Raw genomic sequence first — 15995 nt, 5'->3', positions numbered from 1 at the left:
GCTCATGATTGATCGACTGCAGCAGCACTTGGACGACTACGTTTCGTCCGATGCGAAGGCGCCGGTACTTCCCGCCGACCGTTGGGGGAGCATCCCGCTCTCGAACACCCGGTGGGGATATGGGCTGCCGCTATGTTCTCGGACAGTAGCTCCCCGGTAAATTGGGTAGGGAAGTCGCCGGGAGGGGCAATTCATGTCTCGTAGAAGATTTACGCAGGAATTTAAGGACGAGCTCTGTCAGGAGGTGATCGCGTCGTCGAAACCGATCAAGGACGTTGCAGCGTCGTATGGTGTGGGCGCGGAGACTCTCCGGAATTGGCTCGCGAAGTATCGGGCGGACAACCCGGTCACGGAACTCCCTGTGAGTGGATCGGAGCGAGAGCGACTCCGTGAGCTCGAGAAGGAAGTCCTGGAGCTACGGGCGGAGACCGCGTTCCTGAAAAAAGCTACGGCTTACTTCGCGCGGGAGCAGCGGTAGTGAGCAAGTATGAATACATTGACTCCCTGACCATTGACGCGAGTGTTAATCATTCCGTCACGAAAATGTGCGCTTGGCTTGGTGTTTCGAAATCTGGTTTCTATTCCTGGAGGGACCCGACGCCAACTCGCACGCAGGAGCGACGAGACGCACTTGTCGAGAAGATCACAATGTTCTTCGAAGCGTCGGACGGGACGTATGGGTATCGGCGAATTCACGCTGACCTTGCCGAGGCTGGCACGCACTGTTCCCCGGAGCTCGTTCGCCGCCTGATGGCTGAGCACAAGCGGCTCTTCGGACTTTCGGTGGGGGTAGGGCTCGCCGGGTGAGGTTCGACGGGTAGGGGTCGAGGTCCCGGAGGATCAGAAGCGCTAACCACCTGATCCATCACGAGGACCTCGACGTGCTTCACCCTACTTCGGTGTGCGCTGACGCGCGCTCTGCCACTGACCCGTGTTCCCGCTGTGACCTCCTGCTCGGCCTCGAGGGCGTCCATGTCGAGCACGTGGACCGCCGCAACGGACTACTGATCGTGACGGTCTCGAGTCCTGCGGCGCCTGCCGGTTGCCCGTCGTGCGGGACCGTCGCGACCGGCCGTGGACGTCGCCGCCGGCTGCTTCATGACGTGCCCGGCATGACACGGGTGCGAATCGTGTGGCGGCAGCGAGTCTGGCGGTGTGACGAGTCGGGCTGTGCACGGCAGACGTTCGTGGAACAGCTGCCGTCTCTTGTCGCCCCGCGTGGGGTACTCACCCGACGCGCGGTCGTCTGGGCAGTCGGTCAGCTGCGTCGCGAACACGCCACGATCGAAGGACTGCGTCGCCAGCTGGGCACGTCGTGGAAGACGGTGTGGCGGGCCGTCGAGCCGGAGCTTGTGAAGCTCGCGGCCGATGAGTCCCGGTTCGAGAACGTGACAACGCTGGGCGTTGACGAGCACATCTGGCATCACGTCGACCCGCGCAAGCGCGGTCCGAAGGAGCTGACCGGGATGGTCGACCTCACCCGCGACAGCACCGGGAAGACGCGGGCCCGGCTGCTGGACCTCGTGCCGGGCAGGTCGGGGAAGGCCTACGCGACCTGGCTCAGCGCACGTGGCGACGCATTCCGCAAGCAGGTGAAGGTCGCGGCGCTGGATCCGTTCGCCGGTTACAAGACCGCGATCGACGACAAACTGCAAGATGCCACCGCCGTGCTGGACGCGTTCCATGTCGTCAAGCTCGGCACTCAAGCGGTCGACGAGGTCCGCCGCCGGGTCCAGCAAGACACCCTCGGCCATCGCGGACGGACCGGCGACCCGCTCTACGGGATCCAGACCATCCTCCGCGCCGGGGCGGAGAACCTGACCGAGAAGCAGCAGGCCCGCCTCATCGCGGCGATCGAGGCGAACCCGGCCCACGACGAGGTGTTCGTCGCATGGCAGTGCGCCCAACAACTCCGCGCTGCTTACCACCAGAGAGACCTGACCACGGGACGCCGGATCGCCGAGAAGGTCATCGAGTCGTTCCACACCTGCCCGATCCCCGAGATCGCACGCCTCGGCCGCACCCTGCGACGCTGGCGCTCAGCGTTCCTCGCCTACTTCACCACCAGCCGGGCAAACAACGGCGGCACCGAGGCGATCAACGGGATCATCGAGCTGCATCGTCGCCTCGCTCGCGGCTTCCGAAACCGAGAGAACTACCGGCTCCGCATGCTCCTCGCCGCCGGCGGACTCACCCCATGACCCCCACCGAATGTCCGAAGAGCCGCACAAGCTCGTGGCCTGCCAGCCCCGACCGTTCCGAGTCACGACAACCACGGATGGCGAGGAGCATGCCCTCCCGGATCTCGTCGAGCGCGACTTCACGGCCACCCGACCGGGTCGGAAATTCGTCGGCGATATCACCTACATTCACACCTGGCAGGGTTTCGTGTATCTCGCGACCGTCATCGATTGCTATTCAAAGAAAGTCGTTGGGTGGGCCATTGAGGACCACATGCGGACCGAGTTGATCGAGCAGGCGCTCAGAAATGCCGCCGAGAGCACACCGATTGAGGAGGGCGCTGTGTTCCATTCCGATCGCGGAAGTGTCTACACGTCCAGCGATTTTCGGAAGTCGGTGAAAGATCTCGGAATGCGTTCCTCGATGGGGCGAACTGGTGTATGTTGGGATAACGCGATGGCCGAATCATTCTTCGCTGCCTTGAAAAATGAGCGAGTGTATCGGACGACGTATCCGAGCAAGAAGCATGCTCGGAAGGATATCGTTCGCTATATCGAGGGGTTCTATAACAGTCGGCGTCGCCATTCGGGGTTAGGGTATCAAACGCCGAATCAGGTCCATCACGGGCCACTCACGTTGGCAGCATAAAAGTCATCGCATTCAGGCTGGGGACAGTCCGAAAACATCGCGGCAGACCAATACATCTGGGCTGACGCGCGGGATGGAGTAGCGGGGCTGCCCCACCGCTTCAGGTTTCACGACCTGCGGCACACGGGGCTCACGATCTTCGCGCAAGAGGGGGCGACGCTCGCGGAGCTGATGCGACGCGGCGGTCACGCTGACATTCACATCGTGTTGCGTTACCAGCACGCCACGATGAATCGAGACCGGGAACTGGCTGACCGTATGAGCGATCGTGTCAGCACGAGCATTGCCCGAGCGAAGAAAGAAGGCGACGGTGGCGAGGAGACCTAACCGGACAGCTGCGGACACCTGTGGAGTGACACTCATTCGCTTACAGGGAGGTAACACCATGATTGCCCGCAACCCATCCGATGCATCCGAATCCGCGTTGCTACCATTGGCGGTCGCAGCCGAGAATCTCGGAGTTTCGGTCAAGACCATCAGACGTCGAATCGCTGACGGCACCGTCCGCGGATATCGGGTCGGGCGCCTCATTCGCGTTGACCTCGACGAGCTTCGACAGAGTCTGGTCGTAGAGATGCCGACGGCAAGGTAGGAGCTACAGCACCCGACTTTTGGGTGAGACAGCATGCGGCGCCTCCGCGCGGATCACACTTCGCGCGGGGGCGCTCGTTTCGCCCTCAAGCATGCGCATGATGTCGGTTCCATTGGTAATGACACGGGCGTGACCGCTTTGCAGCAGCAGGTTGGATCCCGTGCTGGCGGCGCTCGTTATGGGGCTCTTGGGACATTCGGTGGGGGTCAGGGGGTGAGGCCGCCGGCGGCGAGGAGCATGCGTAGTCGGTAGTTGTGGCGGTTGCGGTAGCCGCGGGCGAGTCGGCGGTGGAGTTCGATGATCCCGTTGATCGCTTCGGTGCCGCCGTTGTTCGCGCGTGCGGTGGTGAAGTAGTTGAGGAACGCGTCACGCCACCGTCGTAGTGTGCGCCCCAGGCGGGCGATCTCGGGGATCGGGCAGGTATGGAACGACTCGGCGACTTTCACGGCGATCCGCCGCCCCTCGGCCAGGTCCTTCGCGCGGTAGGCCGAGCGGAGTTCCTGCGCGCACTGCCACGCGATGAACACCTCGATGTGGGCGGGGTCGGCCCCGATCGCCGTGTCGAGGCGGGCTCGTTGCTTCTCGGTCAGGTTCTCCTCTCCCGCGCGGAGGATCGTCTGAATGCCGTAGAGCGGGTCTCCCTTTCTCCCGCGATGCCCGAGGGTGTCTTGCTGAACACGGCGGCGAACCTCGTCGACGGCGGCGGTGCCGAGCTTGACGACGTGGAACGCGTCAAGGACCGCGGTCGCATCTTCGAGCTGGTCATCGATCGCGCTCATGTATCCGGCGAACGGATCCAGCGCTGCCACCTGCACGTTCTTGCGGAACGCGTCCCCGCGCTCAGCGAGCCAGGTCGCGTAAGCCTTCCCGGAACGACCCGGCACGAGGTCGAGGAGCCTAGCCCGCGTCTTTCCGCGGTCATCTCGGGTGAGATCGACCATCCCGGTCAGCTCCTTCGGGCCACGCCTGCGGGGGTCGACGTGATGCCAGATGTGCTCATCCACCCCGAGTGTGGTGACGTTCTCGAACCGGGACTCATCGGCCGCGAGACGCTGAAGTTCGGGCTCGATGGCACGCCACACCGTCTTCCACGACGTCCCGAGTTGGCGGGCAAGACCTGCGATCGTCGCGTGCTCACGCCGCAACTGAACAATCGCCCACACCACCGCCCGCTTCGTGATCGACCCCCGCGGAGCGACGAGCGTCGAGACCTGCTCCACGAACGTCTTCCGATCGCAACTGCTATCGATGCACTGCCAGATGCGTTGCCGCCACACGATCCGCACCCGCCCAACACTGGGGACATCGTGCAGGACCCGACGCCGCCTGCCACGACCGATCGCGACGACCCCGCACGAGGGACAACCCGTCGGCACCGTCGGGCTCGAGACCGTGACCGTCAGAACCCCGTCGTCCCGCTCGACAGCCTCAACATGGACCCCGTCGAGGCCGAGCAACAGGTCACAGCGCGAGCAAGGGCAGGCAGTGGAGCGCGCAGAAGCGCACCCCGAAGTAGGGTGAAACACGTCGAGGTCCTCGGAATCGATCAGACAGTTAGCGCTACTGATCCTCGGGGACCTCGACCCCTACCCGCCAACCATCACCCGGCGCGCCTCACCCCCACCGAATGTCCCAAGAGCCACATTGACTCCCTGACCATTGACGCGAGTGTTAATCATTCCGTCACGAAAATGTGCGCTTGGCTTGGTGTTTCGAAATCTGGTTTCTATTCCTGGAGGGACCCGACGCCAACTCGCACGCAGGAGCGACGAGACGCACTTGTCGAGAAGATCACAATGTTCTTCGAAGCGTCGGACGGGACGTATGGGTATCGGCGAATTCACGCTGACCTTGCCGAGGCTGGCACGCACTGTTCCCCGGAGCTCGTTCGCCGCCTGATGGCTGAGCACAAGCTCGTGGCCTGCCAGCCTCGACCGTTCCGAGTCACGACAACCACGGATGGCGAGGAGCATGCCCTCCCGGATCTCGTCGAGCGCGACTTCACGGCCACCCGACCGGGTCGGAAATTCGTCGGCGATATCACCTACATTCACACCTGGCAGGGTTTCGTGTATCTCGCGACCGTCATCGATTGCTATTCAAAGAAAGTCGTTGGGTGGGCCATTGAGGACCACATGCGGACCGAGTTGATCGAGCAGGCGCTCAGAAATGCCGCCGAGAGCACACCGATTGAGGAGGGCGCTGTGTTCCATTCCGATCGCGGAAGTGTCTACACGTCCAGCGATTTTCGGAAGTCGGTGAAAGATCTCGGAATGCGTTCCTCGATGGGGCGAACTGGTGTATGTTGGGATAACGCGATGGCCGAATCATTCTTCGCTGCCTTGAAAAATGAGCGAGTGTATCGGACGACGTATCCGAGCAAGAAGCATGCTCGGAAGGATATCGTTCGCTATATCGAGGGGTTCTATAACAGTCGGCGTCGCCATTCGGGGTTAGGGTATCAAACGCCGAATCAGGTCCATCACGGGCCACTCACGTTGGCAGCATAAAAGTCATCGCATTCAGGCTGGGGACAGTCCGAAAACATCGCGGCAGACCAGAGGGCCCGACGGTGTTCACGTAAGTACCGGTCAATGGTCGCGGCAGACATGTGCAGCAGCTCGGCTCGCACCTCAGACGTGTAGTCGTGCTCGCCATACACGAGTTCGTGATGGGCTTCGAGCCGGGGAATCCATTCGGGGAGCATCTGCTGCATGTACTTCCCGCACGGGTACATCATGACCCGCCACAGCCACACCAGCACGCGCCTGGAAGCGGCCGAGTATTTGGTCGGTCGGTGGTGTCTGCGGTCGATCCGGGTGACGTTCTTCGCCCCGAGGTTCGGGTCGGTGAGGTAGCGTCTGGCCGTGACGCGTGACACCCCGGTAGTTGCGCAGAACTGGTCCAGAATTTCGGACTTCTCGGACTTCGCCGCGGTCGTGTACGCCTGTTTCAACTGTTTGGTGATTTCGATTCGTGTCGCCACTGACACCACACCCTTGTTCATACTCGTTCAGCGTAGAAGTACGCGATCAAAGTATGTGAGGCACGACTTAGGCTACGCGATCAATATACGCAAGGTACGCCGGCTTCTTGCACTACTCCGCGGGCGACCCCACACTTGTGTGTATGACGCACACTGTTCGAACCCATTCCTGCAACCCGACCGGCTGCCTGTGAGTGCCGGTGAGGTGGTGATCGGACTCATCTCGGCTCCGGGTGTGGCCGCCCAAGTCGCGGCTGATCTCGCTGAGGACCTGCGCGCAGAGCTGAGTGTTCTGATGCCCACCGTCCGATGGCGGGTGCCAACGGTGGTCGATGCCCTCGTCCACCCACCTGCTGACGATGCTGTCCTCGTCGGCGCGGCGCGGGAGCGGCTCCTGGTGGAGGCCTGGGACCTCGTCGTCTGCCTCACCGACTTGCCGCTCAGCGTTCGTCGCCGGCCGGTGGTCGCCCATGCCAGCCCGGTGCACGGAGTGGCTGTCGTATGCCTGCCGGCGCTCGGGGCGGTGGGACTGCGTCGACGCGCCAGTGGCGCAGTCGTCGGTCTCGTGCGCACCTTGCTCGGGGAGGCCGAGGATCACGGGTCCGCTGGCTCGCAGGCCGCCCTCCGGCGCCGCGCTGGCGAGCTCGGGAGTCAGCAGGAAGGGGAAGACGGCAGCGTCATGTTCACGGCGAGGGTCCTGAAAGGGAACGCGCGACTCCTGGTCGGAATGATCCGGGCCAATCAGCCGTGGCGGCTTGCCATTGGACTCTCCAAGGCTCTGACCGCCGCTCTGGCGGCCGGAGTCTTCGCGATGATCACATCCGACATCTGGCAACTGGGCGACGCGCTCAGCTGGACCTGGTTGACGGCGATCGGAATGGGCGCCGTCGCAGCGATCACGGCCTCGCTGATCCTCGGAGCGGGCCTTTGGGAGCGCGGTTCGAATCCGGCGGGTGGGAAGCACGTCACCCTATTCAACCTGGCCACGACGGGAACGGTCGTGCTGGGTGTGACCTTCCTGTACACAGCGCTCCTGCTCCTCGCACTCCTGATCACCCCACTGCTGGTGCCTGCACATTTGCTGGAGGAGAACCTCGGACACGCGGTTCAAGTCGGCGACTACTTCAAGCTGGCCGTGCTGGCCAGCGCCCTGGCAACGGTCGGCGGAGCCCTGGGCGCGGGCCTGGAGAGCGACGAGGCGGTCCGGGCCGCCGCCTACACGTACCGGCAGGAGCCGGGCGAGGTCCAGCGGAACGGGTGACAGACATCAACCCGGTCCCCGATCAGCGGGGCTCAAGCCATTGTCATCGTGCTGTCACGGCGTCCCTCGCGCGCGCCGGTCGCGCGGCTTCGCCCGCTGATCCAGAGGCCACCATCTCGATGACCTATGGTGTCACAGCACCTGGTGTCACAGCGCCTGGTGTCACAGCGACGCCGGGTCTCAAGACGGTGAAGAGCGACCATGAGATTCCCTTCCTGGCTCGAAGTACGCGGACCAGCATGGCGAGAAAATTCGTCGGGCCGATGCCCGTGGTGCCTCATGTCAAGATGATCGCGTAACCCGGGTCGTGCCTCACATAGATTGATCGCGTAGCCCTGGGTCATGCGGAGTGAATCTTCACGCCGCCAGCCTGCCGCTTCCGCCGGCTCTTCTGCGCGTCTGCCACCTCGGCCGTAAGGACCTCGGTCTTCCATCGCGCTTTGGTGATGAGCATGTCCTGATACCTCACAATGTCACGCGTCAACTCGACCGGGTTGAGCTTCGCATACTGCGCCCGCAACATCCGCTCCTGGGTGTGAGAAAGCACCCCCGCTTCGAGCAACCGCTGGAACGGAGTCTTCGGGGCGTCATACACGCGTCGCCTGCGCCCCTGACCGTCCACACTCCACCCGACAGGCTTCTTCGTGGGCGTGATGGCGCTCATCGAAATTCCCCAGAGTTGCTCATCGGAATTCCTCAGGTCGTGTGGTCAGGTTAGCGCAGGTTCGTGCCGGTCGTGACGCGGCGGAGTTCGTCTGCGGCGGTGGCGTGGTGGCGGAGCCGGTAAGAGGCTCCATCGAGGGTGATCACGACGGATCGGTGCAAGAGCCGGTCGAGCATGGCTGCGGCGACGGTGGTGTCGCCGAGGATCTCGCCCCAGGCTCCGACCGGCCGGTTCGTGGTGATCACGATGGAGGTCTTCAGGTAGCGCTGGTTGATGACCTGGAACAAGGCTGAGGCGGCCTCGCCGGGTAGTGGCAGGTAGCCAAGCTCGTCGATGATGAGCAGGGTCGGACCGGCGAAGAAACGCATCATCGTCGACCACTTGCCTTCGATCGCGGCGCGGTGGCAGCGGGCGGCGAGGTCGGCGGCGGAGGTGAAGTAGACGCGGTAGCCGGCGGTGACGGCGGCGTGGCCGAGGCCGGTGGCGATGTGGGTCTTCCCGACGCCGGGCGGGCCGATCAGGAGCACGTTGGTGGCGGTGTCGATGAACCGGCAGGTGCCGAGCTCGGCCAGCAGCGACCGGTCGATGCCGGATGCGGCGTCGTGATCGAAGTCGTCCAGGGTCTGCCCGGTGGGGAGGTTCGCGAAACGGAACCGGCCAGCCAAGCGGCGGGCGTCGGTGGCGGTGACCTCGACTCGCAGTAGGTGCTCGAGGGCCTGCGTCAGGGTCCATCCTTCGGCTTGCGCCTGGTCGAGGACGGCGGGGAGGGCGTCCGCGGCGTCGGCGAGTTTCAGGTCGGTGAGGTGGCCGCGCAGCTGTTGATAGACGCTCGCTGCCGTCGTGGTGGCTGTGGTTGTGGTCATCGGAGGGTGTTCCTGTTCTTCGCGGCCTGCTCGTAAGCGGCCAGGCTGATCACGGTCGAAGGCTGCGCTGCAGCGCTGGTGAGGGCTGCGGCAGCGCGCAGCGCGGCCCTGCCGGGTGGGATGCGTTCTTTGCGGCGGTGCGGGCGTCCTGGTGTCGCTGACGCCATCGCGATGGCCTCCAGTGCGGTGACATGGCCGCTGTCGCGGATCGTGACGCCGAGGCCGGGTTCGGCGACCTGGTGGCGGGCGACGACCGTCCCCGATGCGGTGGCGATGTCGATGATGTCCGCGCCGAGCCGCTGCCGGACCTCGACTTTCGCGGCGGCGAGTTCGGGCGGGACGGAGTAGCGATTCCCGCGCCAGTCGATCAGCGCTTGCCGGGTCGCGGTGCGCTCCTCTGTGATGATCACAGGGAACACAACCGCAGGTAGCGGTCTGAGTCGCTCGTTCACGAACAGGGCGGACGCTGTCGTCGTCCCGAGCTCGCCCTCACGCCGCCGGTCGTCCTGCCCTGCGGCGAACGTGTTCAGGCTGGCCTGCGCTTGCTCGAGGGTGAGGTCGTCGGGCAAGGTCCGCCACCAGCGTTGCGCGGCGGTGTGATTGTTCTTCTCGACCACGCCCTTCCTGTTCCCCGACCTCGGCCGGCAGACCACCGCGGTGACGCCGTGGTGCTTCGCGAACGCGGCGAACTGCGGGACCAGGTCGCCGGTGCGGTGGTCCAGGACCGTCCGCATCCGGTCGAACCGCCAGGTCTTCGTGAGCCCGCCCAGCAGGGCGAGCAGGGTCGTCATCGCGGCGAGCAGGTGCGGGGTGTCCATCGACGGGGAGATCACGCCCCGCCAGACACCCGAGTGCGCGAGCGACCCGACCAGGACATACGCGGTCTTGCGTCCGAACCCCCAATGCGCGGGCGGGTCGGGCATCTCGACCCAGTCGAACTGGGTCTCCTCCCCGGGCGGGTGCTCGATGACCGCGTATGCGCGTTTGGTGACGTGCGCGCACGCGGTGCACGCCGGACGCAGCCCGCGGGCACGAATCTGCCGCGTCAGCGTCGGATACGACCCCTCGTAACCGAGCGGTCGCAGCTCGTCGAGCAGCGCCACCGCCCACAGGTGCGGGTCCTCGGTCAGTCTCGCGGTGGCGTAGTCGACGAACGCGTCGAACGAGTCCGGGATGGTGCGCTCACGCATCCCGGGCTGGCGTTCACCGTTCAGATACGCGCGGATGGTCTTGCGGTCATGGTTAGTGCGGCGGGCGATCTCGCTGATCGTCATCCCCTGCCGTTTCAGAGCGTGGATGTCCACGCTGCTCCTCTCTGAGAGCATGAGAACAGGGCCTTCCTCGGGCTGGTGTGTGGTCAGAGACCACCAGCATCGAGGAAGGCCCGCCTCATGCGGCGGAGCGACCCAGAGTGGGGAATTTCGATGAGCAGAACCGAGGAATTTCAGTGAGCGCCGTCAGGCGTGAAGAAGTTCATCTTCCACCCCACCACCTGCCACAGTTTCGCGAGCACATCTCGTTCCTCGGCGGTGTCATACCGGTAGTAGAAGCCATACTTCCGGACAATGTGATTGTTCTTGGACTCGACAACGGCTTGATCGTTTTTCTTGTAGGGCCGGGACCTGGTGAAGAAAATCTTCCGCTCACCGGCCCACGTGATGACTTGGTCGTTGATGAACTCGGACCCGTTGTCGCAATCCAATCCCGCGATATCAAACGGCAGCGCAGCCTCGAGTCGTTCGAGCGCGGCAATCATGTGTACGCGGGCGTTATTGCGCAGCACTTCCAGGTGCGTCCAACCCGTATACACGCAGGTTGCGGTCAACGTTCTCGCGAACTCACCCTGCAATGTCGGCCCGCAATGCGCGACCGTGTCACACTCCAGAAACCCAGGCTCTGTTTCGGCTTCGTCACCGGCTTTCCTGATCTGGATCGAGGTACGCAACAGTGCGCCCGACCGGGTGGCCGAGATACCTTTGAGTTCGAGGGCCCGACGGTGTTCACGTAAGTACCGGTCAATGGTCGCGGCAGACATGTGCAGCAGCTCGGCTCGCACCTCAGACGTGTAGTCGTGCTCGCCATACACGAGTTCGTGATGGGCTTCGAGCCGGGGAATCCGGCTCTTCGGACATTGGGTGGGGGTCATGAAGTGAGGCCTCCTGCGGCGAGGAGCATGCGGAGTCGGTAGTTGTGTCGATTGCGGTAGCCGCGGGCGGGGCGTCGGTGGAGCTCGATGATGCCGTTCACGGCTTCGGTGCCGCCGTTGTTCGCGCGGTTGGTGGTGAAGTACGCGAGGAACGCTGACCGCCACCGGCGCAGGGTCCGGCCGAGGCGGGCGATCTCGGGGATCGGGCAGGTATGGAACCGGTCGGTGACGTGCTCGGCCATTCTGCGCCCCTCGGTGAGATGCTTCTGGCGGTACGCGGAGCGTAGTTGCTGCGCGCACTGCCAGGCGATGAACACTTCATCGTGGGCGGGGTCGGCATCGATCGCCGCGGTCAGGCGGGTGTGTTGCTTGTCGGTGAGGTTCTCCGCTCCGGCGCGGAGGATGGTCTGGATGCCGTAGAGCGGGTCGCCCTTGCGGCCGCGGTGTCCGAGGGTGTCTTGCTGGACGCGGCGTCGGACCTCGTCCACGGCCGCGGTGCCGAGCTTCACGACGTGGAACGCGTCGAGCACCGCGACGGCATCGTCGAGCTGGTCATCGATCGCGGTCTTGTAGCCCGCGAACGGATCCAACGCCGCGACTTCCACGGTTTTCCGGAAGGCGTCGCCTCGCTCACCCAGCCAGGTTGCGTAGACCTTCCCCGATCGGCCGGGCACGAGGTCGAGGAGTCTGGCCTTGGTGTTCCCGTGCACGTCGCGGGTCAGATCGACCATGCCGGTCAGCTCTTTCGGGCCCCGCTTGCGGGCATCGACGTGGTGCCAGACATGCTCATCGACACCGAGGGTGGTGACGTTCTCGAACCGGGACTCATCGGCGGCGAGCGTGATGAGTCGGGGTTCGATGGCCCGCCATACCGTTTTCCACGACGTGCCCAGCTGCCGGGCAAGCCCCGAAATCGTGGCGTGTTCGCGGCGCAGCTGCCAGAGCGCCCAGTCGATGCCGCGCTTCGTGATCGATCCTCGCGGCGCGACAAGGGTCGGCAGTTGCTCCACGAACGTCTTCCGCGCGCAGTCTTCCTCGTCACAGCGCCACACGCGCTGCCGCCACCAGATGCGCACTCGCGTCGCGCCGGGCACATCATGAAGTACTCGTCGTCGACGCCCTCGTCCAGTCGCGATGACACCGCACGACGGGCACCCGGCCGGCGTCGCGGGGCTCGAGACCGTCACCACCAACACGTCATCACGGCGGTCGACATGCTCGACATGCACACCATCGATGCCGAGCAACAGATCACAGCGGGAACACGGACAGGAAGAGCGCACGTCAGGGCGCACGGAAGTAGGGTGAAGCACGTTGAGGTCCTCGTGAAGATCAGTGAGTTAGCGCTTCTGATCCTCGGGGACCTCGACCCCGACCGCCACACCTCACCCGGCGAGCCTCACCCCACCGGATGTCCCAAGAGCCGGGAATCCATTCGGGGAGCATCTGCTGCATGTACTTCCCGCACGGGTACATCATGACCCGCCACAGCCACACCAGCACGCGCCTGGAAGCGGCCGAGTATTTGGTCGGTCGGTGGTGTCTGCGGTCGATCCGGGTGACGTTCTTCGCCCCGAGGTTCGGGTCGGTGAGGTAGCGTCTGGCCGTGACGCGTGACACCCCGGTAGTTGCGCAGAACTGGTCCAGAATTTCGGACTTCTCGGACTTCGCCGCGGTCTTGTACGCCTGTTTCAACTGTTTGGTGATTTCGATTCGTGTCGCCACTGACACCACACCCTTGTTCATACTCGTTCAGCGTAGAAGTACGCGATCAAAGTATGTGAGGCACGACTTGGGCTACGCGATCAATATACGCAAGGTACGCCGATGCCTTGCGCATTTGAAAACGGTGGTCCAGGATGGTGACAACAGCCCCAGCTTTCTGACACGGGCACGCGGAGAAAGTTGAAGTCGAGCCATATCGACTCTCCGTGTACGAGGAGGTAGCCAATGTGATCGCAAATGCAGTCGGACGCAACACCGAGCAACCGGTGCCGGTGGATCCATCTCGCGATCACGACCAGTACATTCTCGATGCCAAACACGCGGATCAGTGCCCGCTACCACAACACCGTGTTGCTCATCGGGATTTCGCTGGCGAAACTAGCTGTGCGCAGGATCCCCTCGAACATCCACTAGAGTCCCGCAGTTCACTCGCTCAGCGCCGTCCGGGCGCCAGGTTCGGCGTCTCCGGAATCCGGGCGCTCACCGCAACAGAAAGGAAACCGACATGGCCAAGGCAGTAGGAATCGATCTGGGAACCACGAACTCCGTTATCGCCGTCTGGGAGAACGGCGAGGAGAAGGTCATCCCGAACGCGGAGGGAGCCCGCACTACCCCGTCGGTGGTCGCTTTCACCGAGGACGGTGAACGGCTGGTCGGGCAGCTTGCCCGCCGGCAGAGCATCCTCAACCCGAAGGGCACCATCTCGTCCGCCAAGCGGTTCATCGGCCGTTCCTTCGACGAGATCAAGGAGGAAGCCAACGCCGTCGGCTTCGACGTCGTGGAAGGCCCCAACGGCGAAGCACGGTTCAACATCCGCGGCAAGCAGTACGCGCCGGAGGAGATCAGCGCCCAGGTGCTGCGCAAGCTCGTCGACGACGCCAGCAAGTTCCTCGGTGAGAAAGTGACCGAGGCCGTCATCACCGTTCCCGCCTACTTCAACGACGCCCAACGCACCGCGACCAGGGACGCCGGACGCATCGCCGGGCTCGAGGTGCTGCGCATCATCAACGAGCCTACCGCCGCCGCACTGGCGTACGGAATGGACAAGAAGAACCACGAGACCATCCTGGTGTTCGACCTCGGTGGCGGCACGTTCGATGTGAGCCTCCTCGACGTGGGCGACGGGGTCGTCGAAGTGCGATCCACCGCGGGTGACACCCACCTGGGCGGCGACGACTTCGACCGCCGGCTGGTGGACTACTTTGCCGACGAGTTCAAGAACGAGAATGGCATCGACCTGCGCAACGACCCGCAGGCGCTGCAGCGACTGTTCGAGGCGGCCGAGAAGGCGAAGGTCGAGCTCAGCTCGGTGTCCCAGACCCAGGTCAGCCTGCCCTTCATCACCGCCGACGCCAGCGGACCCAGGCACCTCACCATGACCGTGAAGCGGTCCAAGTTCGAAGACCTCACCGCTGACCTCGTTGAGCGGTGCCTCGGTCCGGTGCGTCAGGCGATGGCCGACGCGAAGGTCAGCGAGAACGATATCGACGAGGTCATCCTCGTGGGCGGTTCCACCCGCATCCCCGCTGTCCAAGCGCTCGTCAAGCGGCTCACCGGCGGCAAGGAGCCGAACATGACGGTGAACCCCGATGAGGTGGTCGCTGTGGGCGCCGCCATCCAGGCGGGCGTCCTCAAGGGCGACGTCGACGACGTGCTGCTGCTGGATGTCACCCCGCTGTCGCTGGGTGTGGAGACCCGCGGTGGCGTGATGACGAAGATCATCGAACGCAACACCACCATCCCCGCCCGACGCAGCGAGGTGTTCTCCACGGCCGAAGACAACCAGCCGTCGGTGGAGATCGTCGTCCTGCAGGGCGAGCGGGAGAACGCCGCAGACAACCGGGTGCTGGGCCGGTTCCAGCTCACCGGCATCCGCCCCGCTCCTCGCGGTGAAGCGCAGGTGGAGGTCACCTTCGACATCGACGCGAACGGCATCCTGCACGTGACGGCGAAGGACAAGGACACCGGCACCGAGCAGGGCATCACCATCAGCGACACCTCGAATCTGGACCAGGGCGAGATCGACCGGATGATTGAGGAAGCCGAGCAGCACCGTGCTGACGACCAGGCGCTGCGCCAGGCCGTGGACGCCCGCAACGAGCTGGACTCCGCCGCCTACCAGGTCGAGCGGGTACTGCGTGAGCTCGGCGACGCTGCACCGGAGCACGAGCGTGCCCGCGCGGAGCTGCTCATCACGCAGGCCCGCGAGGCAGTGCAGAACAACGTCGGCGAGCAGGAAGCGAAAGAGCGCACCGGCGAGCTGCTGCAGGTTGCGCAGTCCCTTGCTGCGGCCCGCGCGAACGCCAGCCACGCTGAGCAGCCCGCTCAGGACGACGAAGACGACGTCGTCGACGCCGAATTCGACAAGTAGCACGGAGGGAGGATTGCGATGGTCGAGGAGCAGAACGAGGACACGCGGGCCGTGGACCTGCTGAAGGACGACCTCACCGACGTGTCCCCGGAGGAGATCCGCGCCGCGCAAGCAGCGGTCGCCGCCCAGTTGGAGACGGCCGAGGACCGGTGGCGCCGGGCGGCTGCGGACTACGACAACCTCCGCAAACGGATGGCGCGCGAGATCCAGACCGTCCGCGAGCAGGAGCGGCAGCACACCGCCAAAGCCTTCTTGCCCGTCGTCGACGGGCTGGATCGGGCGCTCAGCTTCGGGGTGGATCTTGACGAGGGCGTTCTGGGTGGCATGCAGGCCATCCGGGCGCAGGCCGCTGATGCGTTGCGCGCACTCGGGTACCCCGAGATTGTCACCGACGGTGCGGAGTTCGACCCGCAGCTGCACGAGGCGGTCTCGGTGGTCGAGGATGCCAGCGTCCCGCCGCGCAGCATCCTCGCCGTCACTCGCCCCGGGTTCGGAACGCCTGAGCGGATGCTGCGACCGGCTGCGGTCGTGGTCACCCGCAGGCCGGATGAGGAGTAG

At 64.4% G+C, this 15995-nt stretch carries 16 protein-coding genes and 2 pseudogenes; 10 read left to right on the top strand and 8 right to left on the bottom strand.

Annotated elements, in window-relative coordinates:
- Window positions 1-193 precede the first annotated feature (193 nt).
- From FHX72_RS19905 to FHX72_RS06680, 6 genes and pseudogenes are all read left to right on the top strand, one after another.
- Entirely contained in the window at window positions 194-478 is a 285-nt protein-coding gene (locus FHX72_RS19905; RefSeq protein WP_068476283.1) for a transposase, read from the top strand.
- A gap of 65 nt (window positions 479-543) precedes the next feature.
- Entirely contained in the window at window positions 544-807 is a 264-nt protein-coding gene (locus FHX72_RS19335; RefSeq protein ID WP_276510476.1) for an IS3 family transposase, read from the top strand.
- Window positions 808-881: 74 nt separating this feature from the next.
- Window positions 882-2201, top strand: a complete 1320-nt coding sequence (locus tag FHX72_RS06695; protein ID WP_420874862.1) for an ISL3 family transposase — start codon at window positions 882-884, stop codon at window positions 2199-2201.
- A gap of 31 nt (window positions 2202-2232) precedes the next feature.
- Window positions 2233-2829 (top strand): annotated as a pseudogene (locus FHX72_RS06690) (IS3 family transposase); the annotation flags it as partial.
- 36 nt (window positions 2830-2865) lie between these two features.
- Window positions 2866-3156 (top strand): tyrosine-type recombinase/integrase, encoded by a 291-nt coding sequence (locus tag FHX72_RS06685; protein ID WP_338110073.1) that lies wholly within the window; start codon window positions 2866-2868, stop codon window positions 3154-3156.
- Window positions 3157-3214: 58 nt separating this feature from the next.
- Window positions 3215-3421, top strand: coding sequence for an excisionase family DNA-binding protein (locus tag FHX72_RS06680; RefSeq protein WP_183623802.1), 207 nt, complete (start codon window positions 3215-3217; stop codon window positions 3419-3421).
- A 206-nt stretch (window positions 3422-3627) separates the two neighbouring features.
- Here the strand turns inward: FHX72_RS06680 and FHX72_RS06675 are convergent, their stop codons facing one another.
- Window positions 3628-4947, bottom strand: coding sequence for an ISL3 family transposase (locus FHX72_RS06675; RefSeq protein WP_420892888.1), 1320 nt, complete (start codon window positions 4945-4947; stop codon window positions 3628-3630).
- Between the two features lie 117 nt (window positions 4948-5064).
- On the opposite strand from FHX72_RS06675, the pseudogene FHX72_RS06670 reads away from it, so the two are divergent.
- Window positions 5065-5931: pseudogene (locus FHX72_RS06670) on the top strand (IS3 family transposase); the annotation flags it as partial.
- Here the strand turns inward: FHX72_RS06670 and FHX72_RS06665 are convergent.
- A complete protein-coding gene (locus FHX72_RS06665; RefSeq protein WP_183623798.1) occupies window positions 5904-6428 on the bottom strand; it encodes a hypothetical protein in 525 nt (174 codons plus the stop codon). The pseudogene FHX72_RS06670 and the gene FHX72_RS06665 sit on opposite strands and share 28 nt — an antisense overlap.
- 274 nt (window positions 6429-6702) lie before the next feature.
- Between FHX72_RS06665 and FHX72_RS06660 the strand changes: the two genes are divergently transcribed.
- Window positions 6703-7668, top strand: a complete 966-nt coding sequence (locus FHX72_RS06660; protein ID WP_221186727.1) for a hypothetical protein — start codon at window positions 6703-6705, stop codon at window positions 7666-7668.
- Window positions 7669-8008: 340 nt separating this feature from the next.
- On the opposite strand, the gene FHX72_RS06655 is transcribed toward FHX72_RS06660, so the two are convergent.
- The 6 genes from FHX72_RS06655 to FHX72_RS06630 all read right to left on the bottom strand — a co-directional run bounded on the left by FHX72_RS06655 (window position 8009) and on the right by FHX72_RS06630 (window position 13066).
- On the bottom strand, window positions 8009-8332 hold the full coding sequence (locus tag FHX72_RS06655; protein ID WP_183623796.1) for a hypothetical protein: 324 nt from the start codon (window positions 8330-8332) through the stop codon (window positions 8009-8011).
- A 50-nt stretch (window positions 8333-8382) separates the two neighbouring features.
- Window positions 8383-9195: an IS21-like element helper ATPase IstB gene (istB, locus tag FHX72_RS06650; protein WP_068476904.1), complete on the bottom strand. Its 813-nt coding sequence runs from the start codon at window positions 9193-9195 to the stop codon at window positions 8383-8385.
- Window positions 9192-10499, bottom strand: a complete 1308-nt coding sequence (istA, locus tag FHX72_RS06645) for an IS21 family transposase (protein WP_478219664.1) — start codon at window positions 10497-10499, stop codon at window positions 9192-9194. The genes istB and istA overlap by 4 nt, the downstream gene beginning before the upstream one ends.
- Window positions 10500-10639: 140 nt before the next feature.
- The gene (locus FHX72_RS06640; RefSeq protein ID WP_183623794.1) at window positions 10640-11341 is read right to left on the bottom strand and encodes an integrase catalytic domain-containing protein; all 702 of its coding nucleotides are present in this window, start codon (window positions 11339-11341) and stop codon (window positions 10640-10642) included.
- Window positions 11338-12654 (bottom strand): ISL3 family transposase, encoded by a 1317-nt coding sequence (locus FHX72_RS06635; protein WP_420892889.1) that lies wholly within the window; start codon window positions 12652-12654, stop codon window positions 11338-11340. Before FHX72_RS06635 ends, FHX72_RS06640 begins: the two co-directional genes overlap by 4 nt.
- A 19-nt stretch (window positions 12655-12673) precedes the next feature.
- Window positions 12674-13066: a hypothetical protein gene (locus tag FHX72_RS06630; RefSeq protein WP_183623792.1), complete on the bottom strand. Its 393-nt coding sequence runs from the start codon at window positions 13064-13066 to the stop codon at window positions 12674-12676.
- 505 nt (window positions 13067-13571) lie between these two features.
- Between FHX72_RS06630 and dnaK the strand changes: the two genes are divergently transcribed.
- Both dnaK and FHX72_RS06620 read left to right on the top strand, forming a co-directional pair.
- Window positions 13572-15437 (top strand): molecular chaperone DnaK, encoded by a 1866-nt coding sequence (gene dnaK / locus FHX72_RS06625; protein WP_183623790.1) that lies wholly within the window; start codon window positions 13572-13574, stop codon window positions 15435-15437.
- A gap of 18 nt (window positions 15438-15455) precedes the next feature.
- Window positions 15456-15995 carry a nucleotide exchange factor GrpE gene (locus FHX72_RS06620; RefSeq protein ID WP_183623779.1) on the top strand — a complete coding sequence of 180 codons (540 nt, stop codon included), beginning with the start codon at window positions 15456-15458 and terminating at the stop codon, window positions 15993-15995.

Source organism: Pseudoclavibacter helvolus (assembly GCF_014191305.1).
Lineage (GTDB): Bacteria > Actinomycetota > Actinomycetes > Actinomycetales > Microbacteriaceae > Pseudoclavibacter > Pseudoclavibacter helvolus.
This window is presented reverse-complemented; position numbering and strand designations above follow the sequence as displayed.

Coding starts and splice junctions, on each gene's coding strand:
- FHX72_RS19905 (WP_068476283.1), top strand. CDS start 194: ATGTCTCGTAGAAGATTTACGCAGGAATTTAAGGACGAGCTCTGTCAG.
- FHX72_RS19335 (WP_276510476.1), top strand. CDS start 544: ATGTGCGCTTGGCTTGGTGTTTCGAAATCTGGTTTCTATTCCTGGAGG.
- FHX72_RS06680 (WP_183623802.1), top strand. CDS start 3,215: ATGATTGCCCGCAACCCATCCGATGCATCCGAATCCGCGTTGCTACCA.
- FHX72_RS06665 (WP_183623798.1), bottom strand. CDS start 6,428: ATGAACAAGGGTGTGGTGTCAGTGGCGACACGAATCGAAATCACCAAA.
- FHX72_RS06660 (WP_221186727.1), top strand. CDS start 6,703: ATGCCCACCGTCCGATGGCGGGTGCCAACGGTGGTCGATGCCCTCGTC.
- FHX72_RS06655 (WP_183623796.1), bottom strand. CDS start 8,332: ATGAGCGCCATCACGCCCACGAAGAAGCCTGTCGGGTGGAGTGTGGAC.
- istB (WP_068476904.1), bottom strand. CDS start 9,195: ATGACCACAACCACAGCCACCACGACGGCAGCGAGCGTCTATCAACAG.
- FHX72_RS06640 (WP_183623794.1), bottom strand. CDS start 11,341: ATGACCCCCACCCAATGTCCGAAGAGCCGGATTCCCCGGCTCGAAGCC.
- dnaK (WP_183623790.1), top strand. CDS start 13,572: ATGGCCAAGGCAGTAGGAATCGATCTGGGAACCACGAACTCCGTTATC.
- FHX72_RS06620 (WP_183623779.1), top strand. CDS start 15,456: ATGGTCGAGGAGCAGAACGAGGACACGCGGGCCGTGGACCTGCTGAAG.